Genomic DNA, 23,317 nt, shown 5'->3' on the forward strand with positions numbered 1-23,317 from the left:
GGCCCGCATGAGCGACTCCCTTGATCTCAGCCTGGATGGTGTAGAACGCCGCTCGCTGGCTGACTTCACCGAAAATGCCTACCTCAACTACTCCATGTACGTGATCATGGACCGCGCCTTGCCGCATATCGGCGACGGCCTGAAACCGGTACAACGGCGTATCGTCTACGCCATGAGCGAGCTGGGGCTGGACGCCGATTCCAAGCACAAGAAATCGGCGCGTACCGTCGGTGACGTGCTCGGTAAATTCCACCCCCATGGCGACTCGGCGTGCTACGAAGCGATGGTGCTGATGGCGCAGCCGTTCAGCTATCGCTACACGCTGGTCGACGGCCAGGGCAACTGGGGTGCGCCGGACGATCCGAAGTCCTTCGCCGCCATGCGTTACACCGAAGCGCGGCTGTCGCGCTATTCCGAAGTGCTGCTCAGCGAGCTGGGCCAGGGCACCGCTGACTGGGGCCCGAACTTCGACGGCACCCTGCAGGAGCCGCTGGTATTACCGGCGCGCCTGCCTAACATTCTGCTCAACGGCACCACGGGTATCGCCGTGGGCATGGCCACCGATGTGCCGCCGCACAACCTGCGCGAAGTCGCCACCGCCTGCGTACGCTTGCTGGATGAGCCGAAAGCCACGGTCGAACAGCTCTGCGAACACATTCAGGGTCCGGATTATCCGACCGAAGCGGAAATCATCACGCCGCGCGCCGACCTGCTGAAGATGTACGAAACCGGCAAGGGCTCGGTGCGCATGCGCGCCGTGTACCACGTCGAGGACGGCGACATCATCGTTACCGCGCTGCCGCATCAGGTCTCCGGCGCCAAAGTGCTGGAGCAGATTGCCGCGCTGATGCAGGCCAAACCGTCGAAAGCGCCGCAGATCGCCGATCTGCGTGACGAATCCGACCACGAAAACCCGTGCCGCATCGTGATCATCCCGGTCAACAGCCGCGTCGATCACGAAGCGCTGATGCAGCACCTGTTCGCCAGCACTGAGCTGGAATCGACCTACCGGGTCAACGTCAACATCATCGGTCTGGACGGCAAGCCGCAGCTGAAAAACCTCCGTGCGCTGCTGGTCGAATGGCTGGAGTTCCGCGTGCTGACCGTGCGTCGCCGCCTGCAATTCCGCCTCGACAAGGTCGAGCGTCGCCTGCATCTGTTGGACGGTTTGCTGATCGCCTACCTCAACCTGGATGAGGTGATCCACATCATCCGTACCGAGGAACACCCGAAAGCCAAGCTGATCGAGCGTTTCGCCCTCAGCGAGATTCAGGCCGACTACATCCTCGACACCCGCTTGCGTCAGTTGGCGCGACTGGAAGAGATGAAGCTGCGTGACGAGCAGGACGAACTGCTCAAGGAACAGGCCAAGCTGCAAGCCCTGCTGGGCAGCGAAGCGAAGCTGAAGAAACTGGTGCGCACCGAGCTGCTCAAAGACGCCGAAACCTACGGCGACGACCGCCGTTCGCCAATCGTCGAGCGCGCCGAAGCCAAGGCGCTGAGCGAGCACGATCTGCTGCCGAACGAGAAAGTCACTGTCGTGCTGTCGGAAAAGGGCTGGGTACGTTCGGCCAAGGGCCATGACATCGACGCCACCGGTCTGTCGTACAAGGCCGGCGATGGCTTCAAGACCTCGGCGGCGGGGCGCTCCAACCAGTTTGCCGTGTTCATCGACTCCACCGGCCGCAGCTATTCGGTCGCCGCGCATACCTTGCCGTCGGCCCGTGGTCAGGGCGAACCGTTGACCGGCCGTCTGACGCCGCCACCGGGCGCCTCGTTCGAATGCGTGCTGATGCCCGAAGACGATGCGCTGTACGTGATTGCCTCCGATGCCGGTTATGGCTTCGTGGTCAAAGGCGAAGACCTGCAAGCGAAGAACAAGGCTGGCAAGGCGCTGTTGAGCTTGCCGAACAACGCCAAGGTCATCGCACCGCGCCCTGTGGCCGATCGTGAGCAGAACTGGCTGGCCTCGGTCACGACCGAAGGTCGCCTGCTGATCTTCAAAATCAGTGATCTGCCACAATTGGGTAAGGGCAAAGGCAACAAGATCATCGGTATCTCCGGTGAACGCGTGGCCAGTCGCGAAGAATATGTCACGGACATCGCCGTTCTGCCGGAAGGCGCCACCCTGGTGTTGCAGGCTGGCAAACGGACCCTGTCACTGAAAGCCGACGACCTCGAGCACTACAAAGGTGAGCGTGGACGGCGCGGAAACAAACTTCCGCGGGGCTTTCAGCGGGTCGATGCGCTGCTCGTCGAAAACCTCAATTAGGCGAGAACGCCTTCCTAGAGCGTTCGATCTGCGATTAAACGCGTAGATCGACGCTTTGGCGCTGGAGTCGGAACGCATATTCACGGATGATATGGCCTTTCAAGCGCCGGCGTGGCCGAGCGTTCTTCATATTTATTGAGTATTTTCACTGTGGTCAGCCTTGTGGCGGCCACCTGGACGGGATGATGACTGCTCTACGCCCCCTTATTTTGTTGCTCGCCGGCGTTCTTGGCCTGGCGGGTTGCAGCGTTCACCAGCCGGTGTCGCTGTACCAACTGGACAGCGGAAGTCCGGTTCAGCCTGCGCAAAGCGCGGGCATGGCGGTTTTGCTGGGGCCGGTGGTTGTAGCCGATTACCTGCAACGCGAAACCCTGCTGCAACGTCAACCGGACGGCAGCCTGCAAGCGGCGACCGACGGTCGTTGGGCCGGCAGCCTTTCGTCGGATATCGATCAGTTGCTGATGCGTCAGGTCGCCGGTCATCTGGACAGCCAGCGTGTGGTGCTGGCGCCTGCTACCGCCGGGTTCACGCCGGATGTGCAGGTTTTGCTGACCATCACCCGTCTGGATTCCGGAGCGAAACAACCGGCGATTCTCGATGCGCAGTGGCGTTTGATCGATCGTCGCGGCAAGGTGCGCGATAACCGCATCATTCATCTGCAAGAGTTGCATGCTGGCAGCACCGCTTCCCAGGTGCAGGCACAGGGGATTCTGTTGCAGCGTCTGGCCGAGCAACTGTCGGTGGCGCTCAAGCCACTGGCCAACCAGCCGCCAGTGGCCGAGGCACCGCGCAAGGCCGCGCCGAAACCCGCAGCGCCGGCGGCGGATGCCGAGAAGCAGCCGAAGATTCCGATGGCCTCGCCGATTCGTACCGATATGGAAGTGTTTCGCTTCTGAGGCTGGAACGCGTCAGAACAGAGCCCGCCTTGTGCGGGCTTTGTTGTGTCTGGAGGTGGGGTGGAAGATCCAGAGCCCCTCACCCTAACCCTCTCCCGGAGGGAGAGGGGACCGATTGGGGGATATTCTATAGCTACACCGACGTGAACGCGCGGAGGTGAATCCATAATCGCCAAGTTCTGTCAGGTCGACATATGGCGCCAGACACCTCGGTCGGTCCCCTCTCCCTCCGGGAGAGGGCTAGGGTGAGGGGCTTTTCAGGGGTGCGCACGATTCCAATAACACCGCGCACAAAAAAGCCCGCAGACAATCACTCGTCTGCGGGCTTTTGCGTATCTGGCCTAAGCCTTACGCCCGGCGCTCATGCATCCGCGCCAGTTGCCGCTCCAGCATCGACGGATACGGTTCCATCAACCGCTCCACACAGCAAGCGCCTTCAGGGCTGGCGATCGGCCGGATCCGCGCACGCTGGCGGATCAACGTGTCATCGCTGATCTTGCGCTCGACCAGCAGCAGATTGCGGCTGTGTTGCGACAAGGCCAGTGCATCCTGGGCCGAATCGGTCAGCAGCAGATCAATCTGGCTCAGACCGAACAATTCATCGCCCAAGGTCAGGCCCAGCTGCAATTGCAGGGTGATGCCGCTGTCTGCGACCTCGATCTGCAACTGATGACCCAGAGCACGCAGCAGTTCGCCGCAGCAGATGGCATTGGTCAGGTAATCGTCGCCGCAATCTTCGGTGTGGAACAGCAACAGCGTGCTGCCATCGTTGAGGGTTTCGATTTCGCCCTGATACAGCGACGCGGCCTGCTCAAGGCAGTCGCGATAGCGGTCCTGCAATTCTTCCAGACGCGCGCGAGGCAAGCGGCGCAATTGTTCCTGCGAGCCCAGTTGCACGGCCAGTACGGCGGTATGCTGCGGAACGTCAGGGCTCGGTTTGCGCGTGAGCGGTTGGGCGGCGCCGTTCAGCGATTCGTCGCGCAGGTCGGCGAAGGCGTCATCGTCATCATCGTCTTCGACGGTGCTGACCAGGTGACGCGGCGCCGGTTTCTTCGCGGCCAGCGGGCGGCTTTCGTCGAAGCTTGGATCGCGCAGGTTACGCACCTCGAATTCCGGCTCGTCTTCTTCCTCGGCGAATTCCGGTTCGGGTTCGGGCTCAGGCTCAGGTTCCGGGGCGTAGCTGGCGTGCAGCTGGCGCGCCAGATCGCCGATTTCATCCTGGCGATCGATGCCCGGGGTGTGCGCGTCGATGCGGCGCAGCCACACACGCAATTGCAGCAACGGCGTCGACAGATAGCGGCCCATGCGCAGGCTCAGAGCCAGCGACAGCGCCAGCAGAATCGCGCTCAAAATGCCCATGCTCTGAAGGCTGATGGTCATCGGCTGCTGGAACTGATCCATGTCCAGACTGATGCGCAGTTGCCCGGCAGTCACATCCTGGAAAGTGATCTTGCTCTCGTACATGCCCTCGGCTTCGCCCAGCAGGCTGTGTTTGGGGCGCTGACCGGACTCGGCGAGGATGCGGTTGTCCACGCTGTAGATCGCCGCGTGGGCGACCAGTTTGTTCTTGGTCAGGTTGTTGAGCAGCACGTTGAGGCTGAGGATGTCGTTGGACACCAGCAGCTCGGTGGCGGAAGTGGCGGTCTGCGTGGTCAGGCTTTCGCCCAGCGCATCGGCCTGCTCGTGCATGGCCTGCTTGAATTGCAGACCCATCACCCCGGCATAGATCACCAGGGCCAGAGCGACCAGGATCACGTTGTGGCTGGCAATGCGCAATGCAATCGGTACACGGCGATGGCGCAGTGCACGGAAGATCAGCAGGAAGAAGTTATCGGTTTTGACTGGCGTGGGCCGGTTCACTTGAGCTCGGCTCTTTGTCCGTGAAGTTGACGCGCAGTATAGCGACAGGCCCCAGACCGGCAAAGCGCTCGCGGTGCCCGATGGTCACTGAAAGTGGGTAGAATGCGGTTTTTTTCCAGTTGCGGGGGTGCGCGTTGCGCGAAATCGTCCTGATTAACATCACGGGAGTCGACCGTCCGGGTCTGACGGCGGCCATCACCGGTGTTCTGGCACAAGGTGGTGTGAACATTCTCGACATCGGTCAGGCGGTGATCCACGACACCCTGTCGTTCGGCATCCTGGTTGAAATCCCCGATTCCGAACAGGGCAAGTCGGTGCTCAAGGACATCCTGTTCAAGGGCTACGAACTGGATCAGCAAGTGCGCTTCACCCCGGTGTCCGAAGAGGATTACCAGCAGTGGGTGGGCAATCAGGGCAAGAAGCGCCATATCGTTACCCTGCTGACGCGCAAGGTCACTGCCGGCCAGTTGCAGGCGGTCAGCGCGATCACCGCCAAATATGGCCTGAACATCGACCATATAGACCGTCTGTCGGGGCGCATGCCGCTGGACACTCCGGCCGACAAGGGCAAGGGCTGCATCGAGTTTTCCGTGCGCGGCGAAGCTGCCGATCCACAGGCCCTGCGCGCCGAATTCCTCAGCGTTGCCCAGGAATTGAACGTCGATATCGCCTTTCAGGAAGATTCGCTGTTCCGTCGCAACCGGCGTCTGGCGGTGTTCGACATGGACTCGACGCTGATCGAAGCGGAAGTCATCGATGAGCTGGCCAAGGCGGCCGGCGTGGGTGATCGAGTGTCCGAAATCACCGAGCGCGCGATGGCCGGCGAACTGGATTTCCGCGCCAGCTTCAAGGAGCGCCTGGCGCTGCTCAAGGGCCTCGACGTCAGCGTGCTCGACTCGATCGGCGCCTCGCTGCGCCTGACCGAAGGCGCCGAAACCCTGTTCGCCGAACTCAAGCGCCTCGGCTACAAAACCGCCATCCTGTCCGGCGGCTTCACTTATTTCGCCAAGCAGTTGCAAGCCAAGCTTGGCATCGATTACGTGTTTGCCAACGAGCTGGAAGTGGTCGACGGCAAGTGCACCGGCGTGGCGATCGAGCCGATTGTCGATGCGCAGCGCAAGGCTGACTTGCTCAAGGAATTGGCGCACAAGGAAGGTCTGCGTCTGGAGCAGACCATCGCCGTCGGCGACGGCGCCAACGACTTGCCGATGCTGGCGATTGCCGGGCTGGGCGTGGCGTTCCGCGCCAAACCACTGGTCAAGCAGTCGGCGAAGCAGGCGATCTCAACGCTGGGGCTGGATGGTGTGTTGTATCTGCTGGGTTTCCGCGATCGCGACGGGCAGCTCTGAGATCTCGATAAGCTGATCTGGCCTCTTCGCGAGCAGGCTCGCTCCCACGGGAAACCTCATTCCAGTGTGGGAGCGAGCCTGCTCGCGAAGGCCGCGCCTCGGTTTAAAGCGAATTCCACAACGAATCAAAATCCTCCTCTCCTCCGCCATTCTGCGCAGGATCCAGCGAGCGATAGGCGAACTGGTTGAAGCTGTGCGTACTCGCCACCCGTCGATCCAACCCCGCGCGGTGTTCTTCGCCCTGGGTGTTGATCAACACCTTGTTGCCTTCCTGAAAGGGCAGGCGCGGCGCAAGTACGGTGGCCGGCACATCGATCGCACTGATTTCCGGCAGTAATAAGCCGCGCAAATACTGGCTGTGATCATCTTTCGTTCGGACCAGTTGCAAGCCGCACGGCTGCGCGTGTGGCGCGACCAGTTCAATGCCCATCTGTGTGCCGCTGCCGCGCACCTGGCGGATCCAGCGAATCACCGCAATGCTCCAGCCTTTGCCCTCGCTGTCCTGAATGCCGAGCATTTCCCCGGCCTGCAATTCCGCCGGCACTTCGCTCGGCCAAGCCAGGCAATAGCCGCCGGGGCTATGGTTGATCACCGGCAGGGCGTAAGTCGGATAATTCGGCGCGTTGCTTGGGCCTTCGTCTTCGGGCAATTGGTCGTACTGGATTTCCTCGTATGGCAACAGCTCATCGTTACTTTGCGGCGCAGCGTCGAACGCCTGACTCCAGCTGTCCTTTTCGCCGTTGGCCACGACGCTGCTGAAGTTTGCCGCGCGGGCACCGGGATGTTTGAGCAACTCGCTGAAGGTGCGCTCGCCGCCGAGGTAGAAGTGCAGGGCGCTCATGCCAACGCACACGGTCAGCGTGCCCTGGCCGGCGATGCGTTGAAAGCTGCGTTCGGCCGCTTGGCCCCAGGTAGCGTGCAGATGTTGCAGGGTGTCGACGCTGAGGCCGGCGGAAACGGGTAACGGGGTCGAGGTGGACTGGTGCAGCAGGTGCGTTTCGAGCTGTTTGACCAGCGGTTGCGGATCGAAGCCCTGCAGCCCACTCTGTTGTTCGCTGCGAAACATCTTGCGGTAGCGCGGGCCGACATCGAGTTCCGGACTGACCGCAAACAAGCCGTCGTCGGCGCTGCCGGGATGCAGTTTGAGCAGGGCGCTCCACGGCTCGATCACCTCGGCCAGCCGGGCAATCTGGCTTTGACGCAATTGATTGCAACGGGCACTGCCCAATAGCAGTGCGGTGATGTAGGTCTGTTCGACGCTCAGTTCGCTGGTCAAAAAGGCCAGATCATCGCGCAGCCGCCGTTGTTGCAGCTGCAATTGCGCCGCGCTGCGATACAGCTGATGCAATTCGAACCACACATGCTCGGGTGGAGAACTGTACAACCGCGTCGCACGCACCAGTTGCGCCTTCAGCGCGTGCGCGGCACGTTGCAATGCGGTGCTGACCAACGTCGCGCGGTCCTTGCTGTATTTGGGCAGGATACGCAGGGCGATCTGTTTATAGCCGATGGCCAACTGGCCTTGCAGGGCCTGACACAGGTTGCTGACTTTGCGCGAACGCTCGTCGAGCATGATCGCCTGATGCAGAAAGTGCCGTTCCAGATGCTGGCAGACGAAATACACCTCGGGCCGCAGCAGCTCAAGCAATTGCAGGCGATTGTCGCTGGGGGTGAGCAACAGGTTCAGTTCGCCGAGGCCTTGATAAAGCAGGCGGGCGGTTTCGCCGATGTTGGCCTTGGGCAGGCCGGCGATCCAGCGCTTGAGATCACGCGGGCTGGCGTCGCAGAACGACAGGCGCGTTTGCGTGGGAGTCGGAGCGCGCAGCTTGGGAGAAAAGTTGGTCTGGCTCATGAGCAAAACCATAGCAGCAAATGCCGCAGTTTGCGGAAGCAGCCTCGGCTGCTTCCGCGAACAGGGTCACGCTTTTGGCAGCGCCAGACCTTGGCCCATCTGCACTGGCGAGCCGGCCACCAGCTCTTCGGCCCACTTCACCTGATCCGGGCCAAACAGCACGATCGCCGTTGAACCGAGCTTGAAGCGTCCCAGTTCCGCGCCTTTTTCCAGATGAATCGGTGCGCGTGCGGCTTCGTCGTAGCGGAAGGTTTTCAGCTCGCGCTTCGGTGGTGTGACCAGACCGGCCCACACGGTTTCGATCGAAGCGACAATCATCGCACCGACCAGCACCACGGCCATCGGCCCGCGTTCTGTATCGAAGATGCACGCCACACGCTCGTTGCGGGCAAACAGCTCCGGGACGTTTTCGGCAGTAGTCTGGTTTACCGAGAAAATCCGCCCCGGGATGTAGACCATTTCGCGCAGGGTGCCGGCCAGCGGCATGTGCACGCGGTGGTAGTCCTTCGGCGACAGGTAAATAGTGGCGAAGTCGCCGCCCATGAACGGTGCTGCGTTGGCCGCATCACCGCCGAGCAATTCGAGCACGCTGAAACTGTGGCCCTTGGCCTGGAACACGCGACCGTGCTCGATCGGCCCGAGCTGGCTGACCGCACCGTCGGCCGGGCTGAGGATCGCGCCCGGAGTTTCGTCCAGTGGACGCGCGCCGTCTTTCAACGCACGCGTGAAGAATGCGTTGAAGTGCTCGTAAGCGGTCAGGTCTTCGACCAGTGCTTGCGACATGTCCACTTGATAACGCTTGGCGAACCATTGGGTGAAGGCATTCTTGAACCAGCGCACGCGGCATTCGGCGATGCAGCCGGCCAGGCGCGACAGCAGGTGGTGCGGCAGCAGGTACTGGCTGAGGATAAACAGACGCTCTTTCATTAGTTGTCCTTAAAAACCTTGAATCTCGACTGGCGTGTCGGGGTGGTTGCCCCATTCGCCCCAGGAACCGGCGTAGCCCTTGACCCGCGGATAACCGAGGGCTTTGGCCACCAGATAAGTGAAGCCCGACCGGTGATGGGTCTGGCAGTGGGTAATGATTTCCTTGTCCTTGGTGATCCCGAGGTTTTCGAGGATCTGCGGCATGTCGCTGCGGATGCGCAACTGACGCGTCTGGTCCATGCCGGCGGTCCATTCGAAATTGACCGCGCCGGGGATGTGGCCACCCTTGGCGGCGAGGACTTTCTCGCCGGAATATTCCAGCGGCCCGCGCGCGTCCCAGATCGCCAGATCGGCGGCGCCGAGACGGCTTTGCAGGTATTCGCGGGTGGCGGTCGGTTCGTCGTGCAGGGTCAGCGACACTGGGCCACCGACGGCGGCCGGCACCTGGATCGACATCGGCATACCGTCCGCCAGCCAGGCCGGCAGACCACCGTCTATATAGTGGTACTTGTCGTGGCCAATGACATCGAGCAGCCAGATGAAGCGTCCGGCCCAGCCACCGCCCTCATCGTCATACACGACGTAGACCGCGTCTTCGCGATGGCCGAGCTCACCAAACAACGCTTCCAGATCGGCCTTCGCCGGCATCAGCCCGGGCGCCGGTGGCTGGCCGAGCTGGGTGCGTTTCGGGTCGACAAAACGTGCGCCGGGCAAGTGACCTTCGGCATACCGGGCAGGGCTGGTCAGGTCCACCAGAATCAGTTCCGGGGACTCCAGACGCGGCAGCAGGTCGCTCGGCTCGATGACAAGCGGCAGGCCAGAGAAGTCAGACATGTGAGGTCTCCAGAGCACAAAGGGGAGGATTGTAGCGCAGGCTCATTGGCCGCGGCTGCTAAAGCTGTGCAGGGCTTTTTCGATGCACTGCGCGGTTTTGCCGAAGGCTTGTACGGTGATCTCGGCGAACGGCCCGCCGCCCTGATCGGCAACGACGATCATGATCACCCGGCCGTTGTTGACCAGCGAACGCAGGAACAGATGCTCACCGCGAAACAACGTGCGCAGGCTCGCTGGCAATAAGGCAGAGAATTGCCCGTTGTTCTCCGCCGTGATCCGCACCTGCGCCTGCTGAGCGAGCAGGCGTTGCAGGACTTTGCTCTGGCTGACGACAAAACTCAGCGCCGCCGCATCCTTCGGCAAACCGGCGGTCTGGTGCACGCGCAGGGTCGAGTGCGTGCGGTCGGCCATCAGAATCATCACCCGGCGCATGCCGCTGGCCACCAGTGCCTCGCGGGCGGCGACGGTCAGGCTCATGGCATTGGTGAAGCGGCTGGGCTCGGCGAGCAGTTCGGCGCATTGCCGACGCCACTGGCCCAGATCATCCGCATTCGGCGCTGCTGCCGGGAGCATGCCGGCCGGCAAGCGACGAGTGCCCCACGGCCAGATCAGCGAAACCGCCGGGTGCCACAAATCAGGCATCGAATGCTGACGCGCGCTGTTCGCCGCTTGCTGGTGCAACTGTTGCTGCACTTCGTCCATGGAAATCTGCAGATACAGGCTGGTCAGGTACTGCCAGCGCTTGCTGTGCGGACTGTCCCAGGCCTGTTGCGCCGACAGCGCCAGGCCGTTGGCAAGCAGCACGGTATTGGCGGGTTGATTGAGCCAGCGGCGTAGCGTCGGATCCTCGTCGAGGCGATTCTGCTGGCGCAGTGGGTGCTCGCTGTCACGGGCAATGCGCAGCACTTTGACCAGTTCGCGTTGTTCGCTGAGCAGCAATTTGTAGCCTTGCTCGACCCAGATCGGCAGATGCCAGGCCTGGACCAGTGCCTCGGCAATCTTCAACAGGCGCACGCCGAACAATTGCTTCTCAACCACACGTGCCGACTCGCCCTTGTGGATCACCCGCAGTTCCCACTCTTCGAGCAACTGCGGATAGGTCAGCGCCAACGGCCACAGCGGCGACAAGAACAGCAGGCTGCCCCAGTGGATGTCCTGCCACAGTCGCGCCAGGCGACTGGCAAAAAAACCGTTGGCCTGTTGTGTCGCGTGTTGGCTGATCAGTTGCAATTGGCGCAAAGCCTTGGGGATCTGCCGGTGCGGTTCGGCGGGCAGGCGCGCGAGCAATTCTTCGGTGCGTGCAAGGCCCAGGCGATTGATTGCCACCTCGAGATTTTCCGCCGGCGCGGCCATGGTGCCGTGGGTGTGACGATTCGCCTCACGGATGATGCTCAAGGCCAGCGCCGGGCTGTCCTGCATCAGATCGGCGATGTCGCGCAGTGAGCTGCGATTGTCGCGGATCGCCCGGCAGACTTTGTCGTGAGCCTCTTGCGGTACGGGCAGGAGGACGCTGTCGAGCAGCTTGACCCAAGCCTGGAGGGTGCTCGGTTTTACCGCTGGAATGTTCGTTTCATTAGCCATGTCTGGACGAGATCTTCACTGACTGTAGACGCGCCCGGCATGGGCTAAATTGGCTTTTCGCCTGAACTGGCTATAGTCTGGCGCAGTTTTGCCGATAAGTAGAAGAAGAGATTTTTTAACTTCCGAATATGACCTTGAACCCGACTTAAACAAGTACCTTCTACCTATGGCTAAAATTATCGGCATCATCGTCGTATTCGCGAGCGTGCTCGGCGGATACGTGCTCTCCCACGGCAAGATTGCCGCCCTGATCCAGCCCTTCGAGGTGTTGATCATCGGTGGTGCGGCCCTCGGCGCGTTCCTCCAGGCCAACCCCGGTTACATGACGATGCACGTGCTCAAGAAATCCCTGAGCATGTTCGGTTCGCGTTTCACCCACACCTTCTATCTGGAAGTGCTCGGGCTGATCTACGAGATCCTCAACAAGAGCCGCCGCGAAGGCATGATGGCGATCGAAGGCGACATCGAAGATGCCGCCGCGAGCCCGATCTTCGCCAAGTACCCGGCGGTGCTCAAGGATGAACGCATGACCGCGTTCGTCTGCGATTACCTGCGCATCATGTCCTCCGGCAACATGGCTCCCCACGAACTCGAAGGCCTGTTCGACATGGAGCTGTACAGCCTCAAGGAAGACCTCGAACACCCATCCCACGCGGTCAACGGCATTGCCGACGGCATGCCCGGTTTCGGTATCGTTGCGGCGGTACTCGGTATCGTGGTGACCATGGCTTCGTTGGGCGAGGGCGACCAGGCGTCGATCGGTCTGCACGTGGGTGCGGCATTGGTCGGTACCTTCTTCGGTATTCTCGCGGCGTACGGTTTCTTCGGTCCGCTGGCGCATTCCCTGGCCCACGATGCCAAGGAAGAGCTCAACGTCTACGAAGCCATCAAGGCCTCGCTGGTGGCTTCGGCGTCCGGCATGCCGCCGTCGCTGGCGGTCGAGTTCGGGCGCAAGGTTCTGTACCCGGCGCACCGTCCAAGCTTCGCCGAGCTGGAACAAGCGGTTCGCGGTCGCTAAGTCATGGAAAATAATCAGCCGATCATCGTCAAGCGCGTCAAGCGCATTGCCGCCGGGCACCACGGAGGGGCGTGGAAAATCGCCTTCGCCGACTTTGCCACGGCGATGATGGCGTTCTTCCTGGTGCTGTGGCTGCTGTCCACTGCTACGCCGGAACAGAAGATCGCCATCGCCGGTTATTTCAAGGACCCGGTCGGCTTCTCCGAAAGCGGCACGCCGTACATCATCGACCTCGGCGGTACACCGACCCTGGCGCCGGAAAACACCCTCAACCCGGAAGTGAAGTCGCAGCCGCAACCGGACAAGGTCACGGTCGACACCGATCAGGTTGAAGGCATGGCCGAGCAGGTCGAGAAGGAGCGTCTCGAACTGCTCCTGCAAGAACTGCAGAACAAGGTCGACGAGAACCCGCAACTGCAGAAATTCAAGGATCAGATCCTCTTCGAAATCACCCCGAACGGCTTGCGCATCCAGATCATGGACGCCGAGAACCGGCCGATGTTCGACTCCGGCTCCGCACGCCTGAAGCCGTACTTCGAAGACATCCTGCTGGCCATGGCCGACACCATCAAAGCGGTGCCGAACAAGATCAGTATCAGCGGCCACACCGACGCCAAGCCGTACATTGGCACTGGCGATTACGGCAACTGGGAGCTCTCGGCCAACCGCGCCAACGCGGCTCGCCGTGCCCTGGTCGCGGGCAGCTATCCGGATGCGCAGGTGGCGCGGGTGGTCGGTTATGCCTCGTCGGCGTTGTTTGATCGGGAAAATCCGTTCAACCCGGTCAACCGCCGCATCGACATTGTCGTGCTGACCAAGAAAGCCCAGGCTGCCATCGAAGGTGCGCAAGGGCCTGATGCATCGAAACCGGCGGATCAGGGTCAGAACGGTGCTGCTCCGGCAGCCCCGGTTGATCCGAATGCGCTGCCGGCGGACAAACAGCCAGTGCCTGCTCATGAGTTGCGCGAGCGGTTGAATCTGTTTGACGATGCGGCGCCGAAACCGGCTGAGCCGGGTGGGGCGGCGCCAGCGCCGAAGCAATGATTAAAAAAATAAACCGACAGTGATGTCGGTTTTTTTTCGGCTGATTTTCGGCTTTGTTTTAGTGCGTTGCCAAGAGCAACCCCTTCACCCCAGCCCTCTCCCCCTGGGGGGCGAGGGGGAAAGGTAGCCGTTTTGTGTGCTTTTCGAATTCGAGTTCGACTCGGTATTTCAGGTCGGCGTACGTGAAACATTCACCTCGGTCAGTCCCCTCTCCCTCTGGGAGAGGGTTAGGGTGAGGGGCTTATCGAAAGTGACAAAATTCTAGAACCCGCGACGAATTCGATTCTTCAGCTGTTCATGAAACATCTCCGCATCGCGCTTGTAAGCCCCCTTGACCGATTCGCTGATCGAATCCAGCGCCGTCGACCGCTTGTTCGACACCTCATCACGATACGCATCGATAAAGAAATCCAGATCGCTGGCCGTGCTCAGCTTCGGCCACTTGTCCAGATAGATCGGCAATTGCGCCGGCCCGGTCTTGAACGTACAGATCCGCCGGTTGCTGATCGTCGCCTCGCCGATTTCGAACGGCACCCACCACGACAGCGCAGTCTTCTCCGATACCACCGCCAGCAGATGTGTGCACTCGGTGATGTTGCGGGTAATGACCCCGGTAATGTCATCGGTGGTCTGCGATTCCGGATCCAGCACGTCGAGGTAAGTCCTGATCTTCGCCTGGGTCAGGCGGGTGTTGATGGCGATCGCATGGGCGCGATCCATGTGGCGATAGCTGATAAAGACTGGCATCAGAAATGTCCTTTGAGGGCGAGTTCGCGGTAATAGGCGCCGAGTGCCGTCAGGCGGCAGCCGGTCGAGTGAATGGCGGCGTAGTACATGTGCTCGGCGTCGACCGGTTCGATCAGGCTGTGGCGGTTGCACTTCTGCAACTGAGCGAAGACCTCGCCGTGCTCAGGCACGAACGCCTTTTCGGTGGGTTCGTAGCTGGGGTCGAGCGGCAAGACCGATTCGGCTTCGGCAAACCAGTCCGGCAATTTGCGCAGGATCTCTTTGGGAATCAGCGGCGAGACTTCGCGCAGGGAAATGAACTGCGACACATTGGTCTTGAACACCGGGCGCTGTTCCCAGGCACCGAGGGCGTTGTCGACGAAGGAATACAGACTGCCGGGGGTGATTTTGCCGAGGATATTCGCCGCGCCGCCATGCAGCGCTTGCAGGAGCAGGCCGGTGAACACGCCGTGCTGAGCGCCCTCCAGCGCCGGCTCGGCTTTTTTGCAGGCGGTGAGGATCGTCAGACCCTCGCTGACCATGCTGCTCTCGCTGCGCAGGGCGCGCACTTCGCCGGCGGAACCGCTTTCGCAGCAGTCGAGAATGATCACTTTGTTTTTGATCCGCGTGGCTTTGTCCGCCCAGTTGAGAATGTCGCTGATGCGGATGCCGTCCTTGGCGTTGCGGTAGTCCTGGGGTATCAGCATGCCTTCGTCAGTGTCGGCATCGAAACCGCCATGACCGGCGAAATACAGCAGAGCGACGTTGCAGTCGCCGGAAAACAACTCGCGGATCTGGTCTTCGAGTTTTTCCCGGCTCAGGTAATCCTCGGCAGATGTCAGTACGACATTTTTGAAGTTGGGGTCGCCGTTGGCGTTGCTTTTCAATACCGAAGCCATGGCCATGGCGTCGTTGCAACAGCCGCTCAGCCCGCCAATATGCGTGTAATCGTTGATGCCGATGAACAATCCCTTGCGCATGGTCACACCGCCTTGTGCAGGCGGATCGCGCCGGGGATTCTGTGGGTATTGCTCGGGCGGGCGCAGCGAGACAAATGGCTGATGAACACAAGATGTTTTTTCATGGCTTTCCTCGATGGTCGCTGTGAGCGAAGGAGGAAAGAAATGTAGGCCGCTGGCTCAGGCCTACAAGGTCTGCGCGACAAAACAGAAAGGTCCTGCAAGCAGTCGTGCAAGTGCCTACAGAAGAAGCTGACGTTTAAGAGGAGAGAGTTGAGTCAGATGCAGTCCGACAACCGGCAGCCCATCGCATAGGACTGCCGGCGTGGCTGTTTAATAGCCGTTTTCAGGCAGGCTGGCGATGATCGAGCGATAGCTGTTCATCCGTTGCTGCTGGATGCGGCCATCTTCAAGCGCCTTGAGCAGTGCACAACCCGGCTCGCGATCGTGCTTGCAGTCGCGGAAGCGGCAAGTGCCAAGCAGGTCATCGAACTCGATGAAACCGGCTTCGACGTCGGCGCGGCTGACGTGGCCCAGACCGAATTCGCGGATGCCCGGGGAGTCGATCAGTTCACCGCCACCGGGGAAGTGGAAAAGGCGCGCGGTAGTCGTGGTATGCGTGCCCTGGCCAGATAGCTCGGACAACGGCCCGACGCGGGTTTCGACTTCCGGCAGCAGACTGTTGACCAGCGACGACTTGCCGACGCCGGACTGGCCGACGAATACGCTGATGCGCCCGTCGAGCTGCTTTTGCAGTTGCTCCATGCCGTCGCCGTGGTGCGCCGAGACTTCCAGCACCGGATAACCCAGCGTGCGGTAGACCGCCAGCAACGCGTTCAGCGCCGGGGCGTTTTGCTCGTCGATCAGATCGAATTTGTTCAACAGCAGAAGCGGGCGGATGCCGGCATGTTCGGCAGCGACCAGATAGCGGTCGATCAGGTTGGCGTGGGGCTCTGGTAGCGGCGCGAACACGATGACGATCATGTCGACGTTGGCGGCAACCGGTTTGAGCTGGCCACGGCTGTCGGGGCGACACAGCTCGGTGCTGCGCGGCAGTTGCGCGACGATCACGCCAATGCCCTGGTTGCCGGCGCGCCAGACGACTTTGTCGCCGGTGACCAGCGCTGGCAGGTTGGCGCGCAAGTGGCAGCGGAACACTTGGCCGGCCAGTTCGCCGTCAACAGCTTCGACTTCGACCTGCACACCGAAGTGGGCGATCACCAGGCCGTGCTGCTCAGGGCCAAGGTCGCCGCCTTCGAGGGCCTCGACCGCCGAGGACTCGCGTTTGGCGGCGCGTGCGGCGCGCTCGCCCTGAATCTTTTCGATGCGCCAGTTTTGACGACGATTGAGTTGGCGTTTGGCCATGGGTGTTCCGTCTGAAGAATGCAGCGATTAGGTAAAACGGCCGCGAGTTTAGCACGCCCGGCCCACGGCCTAGGCTAAACTGCGCAGCATTGCCTAGGAGCCCGAATATGCAAAACCCGCAGAACCTGATCTGGATCGACCTGGAAATGACCGGTCTGGACCCGGACAACGATGTGATCATCGAAATGGCCACCATCGTCACCGACAGTGAGCTGAATACCTTGGCCGAAGGCCCGGTGATCGCCATCCATCACAGCGACGAAGTGCTCGCGCGCATGGACGAATGGAACACCCGCACCCACGGTAATTCCGGCCTGACCCAGCGTGTACGTGAAAGCCGCATCAGCATGGCTGAGGCAGAAGCTGAGACCATTGCTTTCCTGGAAAAGTGGGTGCCGAAGGGCAAATCGCCGATCTGCGGCAACAGCATCTGCCAGGACCGTCGCTTTCTTTATACCCACATGAAGGCGCTGGAAAGCTACTTCCACTACCGCAATCTCGACGTCTCGACGCTCAAGGAACTGGCCGCACGCTGGGCTCCGGACGTGCGCGACAGCTTCAAGAAGGGCAGCACGCATCTGGCGCTGGACGACATTCGCGAATCGATCGCCGAGTTGCAGCATTACCGCAAGCATTTCATCAAGTTCTGAGGGAGCGGCTTTCCGCCTTCGCGAGCCTGCTCGCGAAAGGCGCGCCCTCTTCTGGTGCGGCGCCGAAATGGCTAGACTGCGCGCCTTCCTGCCTGGACTGCCACCATGTTGCTGATGCTCTATCTGATCGCCATTACCGCCGAAGCCATGACCGGCGCGCTGTCTGCCGGGCGGCGCGGCATGGACTGGTTCGGTGTGGTATTGATCGCCTGCATCACCGCGCTCGGTGGCGGTTCAGTGCGCGACGTGTTGCTTGGGCATTACCCGCTGACCTGGGTCAAACATCCGGAATATCTGGTGCTGACCTCGGTGGCAGCGATGTTCACCGTATTCGCTGCGCGCTGGATGCGCCACCTGCGCTCGCTGTTTCTGGTGCTCGATGCAGTTGGACTGGTGGCATTTACTTTGATCGGTTGCATGACGGCGCTGGAAATGGGTCACGGCATGTTGGTGGCTTCCGTCAGCGGAGTCATCACCGGCGTTTTTGGCGGTATTCTTCGCGATATTTTCTGCAACGACATACCATTGATCTTCCGTCGTGAACTTTACGCCAGCGTCTCTTTTGCTGCGGCGTGGTGCTACATGGTTTGTCTTTATCTGAACGTGCCCGGCGAACAAGCCATTCTTATTACCCTCTTTGGCGGATTTTTATTGCGTCTGCTAGCCATCCGCTTCCATTGGGAAATGCCCAAGTTTGTCTATAACGATGAAAATTAAAGTGTGGTTTTGCTCCTGTGGTGCACGCGGTCTCGCATGATCTTTGCGCCAATTTTCTGCAAACTTATATTTCTTACATTTTCTGCTTTGCTGTTTCTTTGAAAGGTATGTAGTTTTTTTCTAGGCATAGTCTCGATGCCAAAATCAATTTATCTTTTCAAAGGAATTGAATAATGAGCAACAACCCGGATGTTACGCATGATCAGCAAGCAACTTGGCCTGGCCTTGCCGGTCTGGCCAGTTTAAAAGTCAAGTTTGATGCGAATGATAATACTCAAAGCAGGGCATTCTTCGCCAATGGACGAATGCAGATAAAAGTGCAAGTGCTTGTATCCGGGGTGGACGCCGACGGCAACGCAACTCATCTACCGGCAAATGTAATGGAAAGTATCGAGCTTGTTCATTATGCCACCAGCAAGACGTTGCGCGACGGCTGGGTCGCGAGCGCAGTGCAAGGGCGATTTACCATTGAGGCACGACCCGCACCCACTGCCGGAGAGGAAAGTGACGATGACACTGACAGCGTTCATCCCCAAGTGCGGACGTTCTGGGTTTCCTCATCCAGCGCCGGCACGACTCAGATCGGTGCGCGCCTGTCTCTGAACGGGGAGAGGATTCTCAGTAATGGAACCACACTCTCCAGCGTTCACGACAGCAGCGTAACTATCGAAGCACAACCTCCCAAGGCATATGACGTCAATCTGTTTCGTTGGTATCAGACCCGACGCGGCAATGAGGAACCCGGTAATCGTATCTGGAACTATTATCTGGGTCTTTATCCCCAGGGGGAGCAGGTCAAACTGGTTGATTGGATCGTCGACGGCGAAGATGCAGGCGTTGACATAGTCTTTGCAAGGGGTAATAAGCTTAACGAAAATAAAACCAATTATATGCTGGCCACTCTTGTTCGCCCCGAGCGTAACAAAGTGGATGTATCCTTGCCGTACCGCGGAGATCCTATTGCATTCAAATTTTATGCTGACGCCATTACCAGGGACAGCAAGCTTTACTCTGTACGCGTCAATGATCGGGACGGCGAGTTGACCGTCATGCAAGCCCTGTCCGAATACTCGGAAATTGCACCAATGTCCAGAAGCGGAGAAATTTTTCATTTTCGCGCCGTTGATCAGTATGGTACGGAGCACAAGCTGGCGATTCGGCTGAACTTCCATGAGCGCAACTTGTACTTGGAACGAGGCTGAATTATGTTCTCATCGATGTCATTTCGGTCGATATGAATATATATGCTTTCAGCAGGTTAACTCCCGATAAGCTGTGGTGTTCAATTGTCAGGTATTCGCACCCACGTGCATTTACTTATATGTAATGGTTGGCCCCTCGATTTCGGGGGGGCAACTCAACCACATCTCAAGGATGAGTAGTCATGACTGGCAAACCGCCAAAGGTCAAACCTGTACCAGCCCCAACCACCAAACCTTACGATTCCGGCGTGGATAGCTCTTATCGGCCAGCATCTTCGTCCTCAACAGTGCCATATCTGAACAGTGCGCATAGTCTGCAGCCCTTGCTTTCGGCCGCTGGGCCGGATCAAGTGGCGGTGACGCCGACGATCAGCGTAAACGTACGTCCGATATCCTCGATCATCGATGAATTGACATCGCTTTCCGCAGAGTCTGTGCTGGCGGGATACCAGATACCCATGCCCAAAAGCTTCGACGATACCCACGCGAAGGGCATTCAGATGCTGAACCAGCGTCAGTATGTCGCCGTCGCTGATGATCACATCGTTCAAGTGGTCCTGGATGTCGAGAGCGGTCTGTTGCGCGCCACGCAGGCTAGAGAGCTGCATCCTTCCGGTCCGTTATTGAAGCCAGACAGCGAGGGGCGGTTCTGGCTCCCCCTGGATAATAGCGATGCGCATAACCGTTCGGTAAATCTCCATTCCGAAGAAAGACACCTGGCAGAGCTGTTTCTTCTTGCAGGTCATTCAGTAGAGGATTTCTCCCCACTCACGATCAGACGTATTCTTGCGGTGAGTGGCATTGGCGCACCACTGGCGCACGAAACTTCCCCTCATTCCACAGCTTTGGCCTTGCTGCAAGACACGCTAAGGCGCTTTACTCTCGATCAGAACATCCAGCTGTTCGTCAGGCAAATGCAACATCCCGACCCGCACGTGCGCGCGCAGGCCGATCCACACTTGCTGACTTTGCTGCCGATAGGCGCAGGTGACATGACCGAACAGCACCGCGCGTTGCTCTTTGAGCAGAGTGAGCGGGCGTTCGAGCTCGACTGTGATGAAAATACGTTGCAGATGCGGCGCATTTTTCCTCATTTGCCCAAGAGTCTCGCTCAGGCGTTGTGGCGAGAAGCAAGCGCCGCCGACCATTCGCATATGCATCTCCAGCCGGGAATGCCGAGACATATTGCAGAAAAGGCGCTGCTGGCGTTGCGTGACGTTCGTCTTGCCAGAGCCTGTGAAGGTATTTATCTCGATTCAGTAGCCAGCCTGGACAGTGACCAACTGGCGCTGCAGATGATCGGGCAGCTTGATCAGTGGCCGCGACAGGTTCGTATTGAAATTCGTCTGCAAGGGGCGGAAGGCAACCCGTTGTGTGCTATTGGCGATGCTCGATCGCCAGTGCGTCACACGCTGATTCGTCAGCATGAAGGCTACGTCATCCCGGGCAGCGGCATCCCCTCGACCCGGGATTCAATGGATCTGTATGCCACAGTCTGGCTCCTGTTACTGCCCGAGCAGCGCCAGTTGCTCGGTGTAGCGCAGGGCGGTGGTGTGGCTCTGCAGGGGCTGATACGTGCACAGCCGTTGCCGTCGCGCCAGAGTGTGAGCGAATTGTTGGGACTCGCACCGGTGCAGGTAACGGCTGTTGCCGGCAGCGCCCAATACGTGCGAGCGGGGCTGCGAGGCGGCGGCGATGACAACCCGACGTTGACAAAATCCGTTATGGAACGTGTCCGTGATCTCTATCCGCAACTTGCTGACAAGGAATTGAATACGTTCATTTCCGAGCGTCTGAAGTCGGACGCATCCGGGGTCCTGGCTCGGCTGGAGGCAGAGTTTGTAACCTTGCGCACTGAGTTGGCGAGCTGGAGTGCGCAAGGATTGTCGAACCGCACGGATTCATCGCAGGGCGCACCGCAAGCTGGAGAGCAACGCCTGGCTCGCGAGCGGTTCAGTGCAAAGCTGCAGGATATCTGGCAGCGCAAGTCGGTTTCACAACGGGGGGAGGGCGACTGTCAATTTTCTTACTATGTCGATTTCTCCGGTGAGTTGCCAAGGTTGTCCAGCCGATTTGAGCATGTAACAGAGTTGATATTGACCGCGAATGAATCGGGCGCACGGATAGGTGCGTTTCTCGACAGCTTTCCCGGTATCCGATTTTTGGGAGTCTTTGGCATTGAAGTTGGGGAATTTCCGTCGGGAATATTTCAAATGCGCCAATTAAGCGAGCTAACGCTGGACGGGTGCTCGCTAAAACTATCCGAGGTCACAGTTGAAGGATTGTCCAGAATCGAAACGCTTACTCGGTTGAATCTGGCAAACAACCCTCTGACAGTTGCTCCGCATGTTGGCTACATGGCAGGTTTAACCGGATTGATGCTGAGCAACGCAAATCTTTCCTACGTACCTTCAGGCATAGACGCGCTCAGGAAACTGGGTGTCGTGGCGTTGCATGATAATAATATTTCCGACGTGGGATATGAGTTGTTTGAGATTCCGGATACACAGGATCTATTCGTTGGCTTGTTGAATAACCCGCTGAGTGATGCGTCAAGGCAACGGATCAGTCAGTATTTAGAAAATTCCAGTATGGATCGGAAGGTGGAAATCCAGGCGGAGGATGCATTTTCAGAATCTGACTCCGATAGTGAATCTTCAGAAAGCGGGATTTCGACAGGCTCGGACAGTGACTGAAATGTTGGTGAAAGTGACGGATTCTTTATTTTCAAACATATACTGACAAGAGTAGCTGTCCGGTGATTTCCCCTTCTGATTCTGCGTAGTTTGAGTCGGAAGGGGAAGACGGTGCTGAGGCGCTGGAATCAAAGGGGCAGGGACGATATTGTTGAACATGGTCTTGTGATATTGCATTTTGGAGAATATTAGCATTTGTGTGAGTGGGTGACAGAAATGTTAAATTGTTGCCTCCTCATAAATTGTCGAATGTCTTGACTGTTTTAATTGAACTCGAGCCTCAATACTTTGCTGGGTCCTTAAGGGCCAAGTCTATTAATCAGCAAGGTATTGTGAAATGTTTGATGAGAAAGATCGTTTATCCCAGATTGAGGTAAAGCTCGACGCCACAAACTCTGGCCAGCACAAAGTGCTCTATGCCAACGGTCGTATGCAGGTGCGTGTGTTGGTGCTTCTGCGCGGGATCGATAACAATGGCGACGGCGTATCACTGCATGGACATCCTGCCCTGCAGTCGCTGCGCCTGATTGCGTATAACGGTGCGCGGCCTCTGGAGGGAGACTGGAACGTCTCGATTCAGGAAAATCGATATGCTCACGAAATGTCGGGTGGTGCAACTCGGCTGACGGGAGTCCCGCGCATCACGGACAACCGGATAAGCGACGCCTCTGATCCGGTACAGATCTTTCAATTCTGGGTTTCGGCTTCCAGGCCTGGAATCATGGAAGTAGCCGCCGAGATTGTAATGGACGGTGTGGTGCTGCGAAGTAACGGAGTTGGCTTCGATAGCAGTGTTACGCTGGAGGCAGTTCCGCCGAAAAAATACTACCAGAACAGCTTTTCTCTCTATAAATACGGTGCGTTCAGGGAGCTTGTATACGAGGAGCGGATTCAGATTTTCCATCTCGGGCTTCAGGCTGACGGTCGTCAGATAAACTTGTTGGACTGGTACAGCAACGACATAGCGCTTAATCCATATGACGCTGATGATGCGGTAATGGTGTACTCGTCAGGAACAATAAATCACTACAGTGGCGGCGGCAGGAGTTTTTACGGTTATCTGGCGCCAATGTATGGAAAAACCGCTTCGATCCATACTCGTCACGGTTATGTTAATTTCCAGATCAATGATGTGCCCGGCGTGCTGACGCTCGTGCAACGCACTACTGTGCAGACAGAGGAAAAGCCGGGAAATGAAGGCGCGTTCGAACTCGCGGTTATTGATGAGTTCGGTACGGAGCACTGGCTTGGGATTGAGGGTGACAAAGAGCAGCGGACTTTCATTCTGGGTGAATCGAAACGTTCAACAAAGCAATTCTCCTGATTTGATTTTGCGGTCAGCGAATTATCGCTGGCCGAATTGACCGTT

The 23,317-nt window shown here is 58.9% G+C and carries 18 protein-coding genes; 10 read left to right on the forward strand and 8 right to left on the reverse strand.

Features of this window, described 5'->3' with window-relative positions:
- Positions 1-7 precede the first annotated feature (7 nt).
- Both parC and HU724_RS03420 read left to right on the forward strand, forming a co-directional pair.
- A complete protein-coding gene (parC, locus tag HU724_RS03415) occupies positions 8-2,272 on the forward strand; it encodes a DNA topoisomerase IV subunit A (RefSeq protein ID WP_024011349.1) in 2,265 nt (754 codons plus the stop codon).
- A gap of 185 nt (positions 2,273-2,457) precedes the next feature.
- Positions 2,458-3,168, forward strand: a complete 711-nt coding sequence (locus tag HU724_RS03420) for a PqiC family protein (protein WP_039756820.1) — start codon at positions 2,458-2,460, stop codon at positions 3,166-3,168.
- A 348-nt stretch (positions 3,169-3,516) separates the two neighbouring features.
- Here the strand turns inward: HU724_RS03420 and HU724_RS03425 are convergent, their stop codons facing one another.
- Positions 3,517-5,028: an AhpA/YtjB family protein gene (locus HU724_RS03425; RefSeq protein ID WP_041477649.1), complete on the reverse strand. Its 1,512-nt coding sequence runs from the start codon at positions 5,026-5,028 to the stop codon at positions 3,517-3,519.
- A gap of 134 nt (positions 5,029-5,162) precedes the next feature.
- Here HU724_RS03425 and serB point away from each other — a divergent pair, with 134 nt between their 5' ends.
- Entirely contained in the window at positions 5,163-6,377 is a 1,215-nt protein-coding gene (serB, locus tag HU724_RS03430; RefSeq protein ID WP_016771966.1) for a phosphoserine phosphatase SerB, read from the forward strand.
- A gap of 103 nt (positions 6,378-6,480) precedes the next feature.
- Here serB and HU724_RS03435 read toward each other — a convergent pair whose 3' ends face one another.
- The 4 genes from HU724_RS03435 to HU724_RS03450 all read right to left on the reverse strand — a co-directional run bounded on the left by HU724_RS03435 (position 6,481) and on the right by HU724_RS03450 (position 11,571).
- Complete coding sequence (locus HU724_RS03435; protein WP_186567410.1) at positions 6,481-8,229, reverse strand: cyclic-di-GMP receptor FimW-related protein; 1,749 nt, start codon at positions 8,227-8,229, stop codon at positions 6,481-6,483.
- Positions 8,230-8,295: 66 nt separating this feature from the next.
- On the reverse strand, positions 8,296-9,156 hold the full coding sequence (gene asd / locus HU724_RS03440) for an archaetidylserine decarboxylase (RefSeq protein WP_024011354.1): 861 nt from the start codon (positions 9,154-9,156) through the stop codon (positions 8,296-8,298).
- Positions 9,157-9,165: 9 nt separating this feature from the next.
- Positions 9,166-9,990 (reverse strand): thiosulfate sulfurtransferase, encoded by an 825-nt coding sequence (rhdA, locus tag HU724_RS03445; RefSeq protein ID WP_186567408.1) that lies wholly within the window; start codon positions 9,988-9,990, stop codon positions 9,166-9,168.
- Between the two features lie 42 nt (positions 9,991-10,032).
- Positions 10,033-11,571, reverse strand: coding sequence for an HDOD domain-containing protein (locus HU724_RS03450; protein WP_186567406.1), 1,539 nt, complete (start codon positions 11,569-11,571; stop codon positions 10,033-10,035).
- Between the two features lie 166 nt (positions 11,572-11,737).
- Here HU724_RS03450 and motA point away from each other — a divergent pair, with 166 nt between their 5' ends.
- Together motA and motB are read left to right on the forward strand one after the other, a co-directional pair.
- A complete protein-coding gene (motA, locus tag HU724_RS03455; RefSeq protein WP_016771962.1) occupies positions 11,738-12,589 on the forward strand; it encodes a flagellar motor stator protein MotA in 852 nt (283 codons plus the stop codon).
- Positions 12,590-12,592: 3 nt separating this feature from the next.
- Complete coding sequence (gene motB, locus HU724_RS03460; protein WP_186567404.1) at positions 12,593-13,633, forward strand: flagellar motor protein MotB; 1,041 nt, start codon at positions 12,593-12,595, stop codon at positions 13,631-13,633.
- Between the two features lie 261 nt (positions 13,634-13,894).
- Here the strand turns inward: motB and HU724_RS03465 are convergent, their stop codons facing one another.
- The 3 genes from HU724_RS03465 to rsgA all read right to left on the reverse strand — a co-directional run bounded on the left by HU724_RS03465 (position 13,895) and on the right by rsgA (position 16,683).
- Entirely contained in the window at positions 13,895-14,380 is a 486-nt protein-coding gene (locus HU724_RS03465) for a toll/interleukin-1 receptor domain-containing protein (protein WP_186567402.1), read from the reverse strand.
- Positions 14,380-15,339, reverse strand: a complete 960-nt coding sequence (locus HU724_RS03470; RefSeq protein ID WP_186567400.1) for a caspase family protein — start codon at positions 15,337-15,339, stop codon at positions 14,380-14,382. The genes HU724_RS03465 and HU724_RS03470 overlap by 1 nt, the downstream gene beginning before the upstream one ends.
- A 312-nt stretch (positions 15,340-15,651) precedes the next feature.
- Positions 15,652-16,683: a small ribosomal subunit biogenesis GTPase RsgA gene (gene rsgA, locus HU724_RS03475; RefSeq protein ID WP_024011360.1), complete on the reverse strand. Its 1,032-nt coding sequence runs from the start codon at positions 16,681-16,683 to the stop codon at positions 15,652-15,654.
- 107 nt (positions 16,684-16,790) lie between these two features.
- On the opposite strand from rsgA, the gene orn reads away from it, so the two are divergent.
- The 5 genes from orn (at position 16,791) to HU724_RS03500 (ending at position 23,272) form a co-directional block, all read left to right on the forward strand.
- Positions 16,791-17,333: an oligoribonuclease gene (orn, locus tag HU724_RS03480; protein WP_110644898.1), complete on the forward strand. Its 543-nt coding sequence runs from the start codon at positions 16,791-16,793 to the stop codon at positions 17,331-17,333.
- Between the two features lie 105 nt (positions 17,334-17,438).
- Positions 17,439-18,050, forward strand: coding sequence for a trimeric intracellular cation channel family protein (locus HU724_RS03485; protein WP_186567398.1), 612 nt, complete (start codon positions 17,439-17,441; stop codon positions 18,048-18,050).
- 173 nt (positions 18,051-18,223) lie between these two features.
- Positions 18,224-19,252, forward strand: a complete 1,029-nt coding sequence (locus HU724_RS03490; protein WP_186567396.1) for a hypothetical protein — start codon at positions 18,224-18,226, stop codon at positions 19,250-19,252.
- Positions 19,253-19,434: 182 nt separating this feature from the next.
- Positions 19,435-21,948, forward strand: a complete 2,514-nt coding sequence (locus tag HU724_RS03495; protein ID WP_186567394.1) for a leucine-rich repeat domain-containing protein — start codon at positions 19,435-19,437, stop codon at positions 21,946-21,948.
- Between the two features lie 337 nt (positions 21,949-22,285).
- Positions 22,286-23,272 carry a hypothetical protein gene (locus HU724_RS03500; protein WP_186567392.1) on the forward strand — a complete coding sequence of 329 codons (987 nt, stop codon included), beginning with the start codon at positions 22,286-22,288 and terminating at the stop codon, positions 23,270-23,272.
- Positions 23,273-23,317 lie beyond the last annotated feature (45 nt).

Source organism: Pseudomonas iranensis, from assembly GCF_014268585.2.
Taxonomy (GTDB): domain Bacteria; phylum Pseudomonadota; class Gammaproteobacteria; order Pseudomonadales; family Pseudomonadaceae; genus Aquipseudomonas; species Aquipseudomonas iranensis.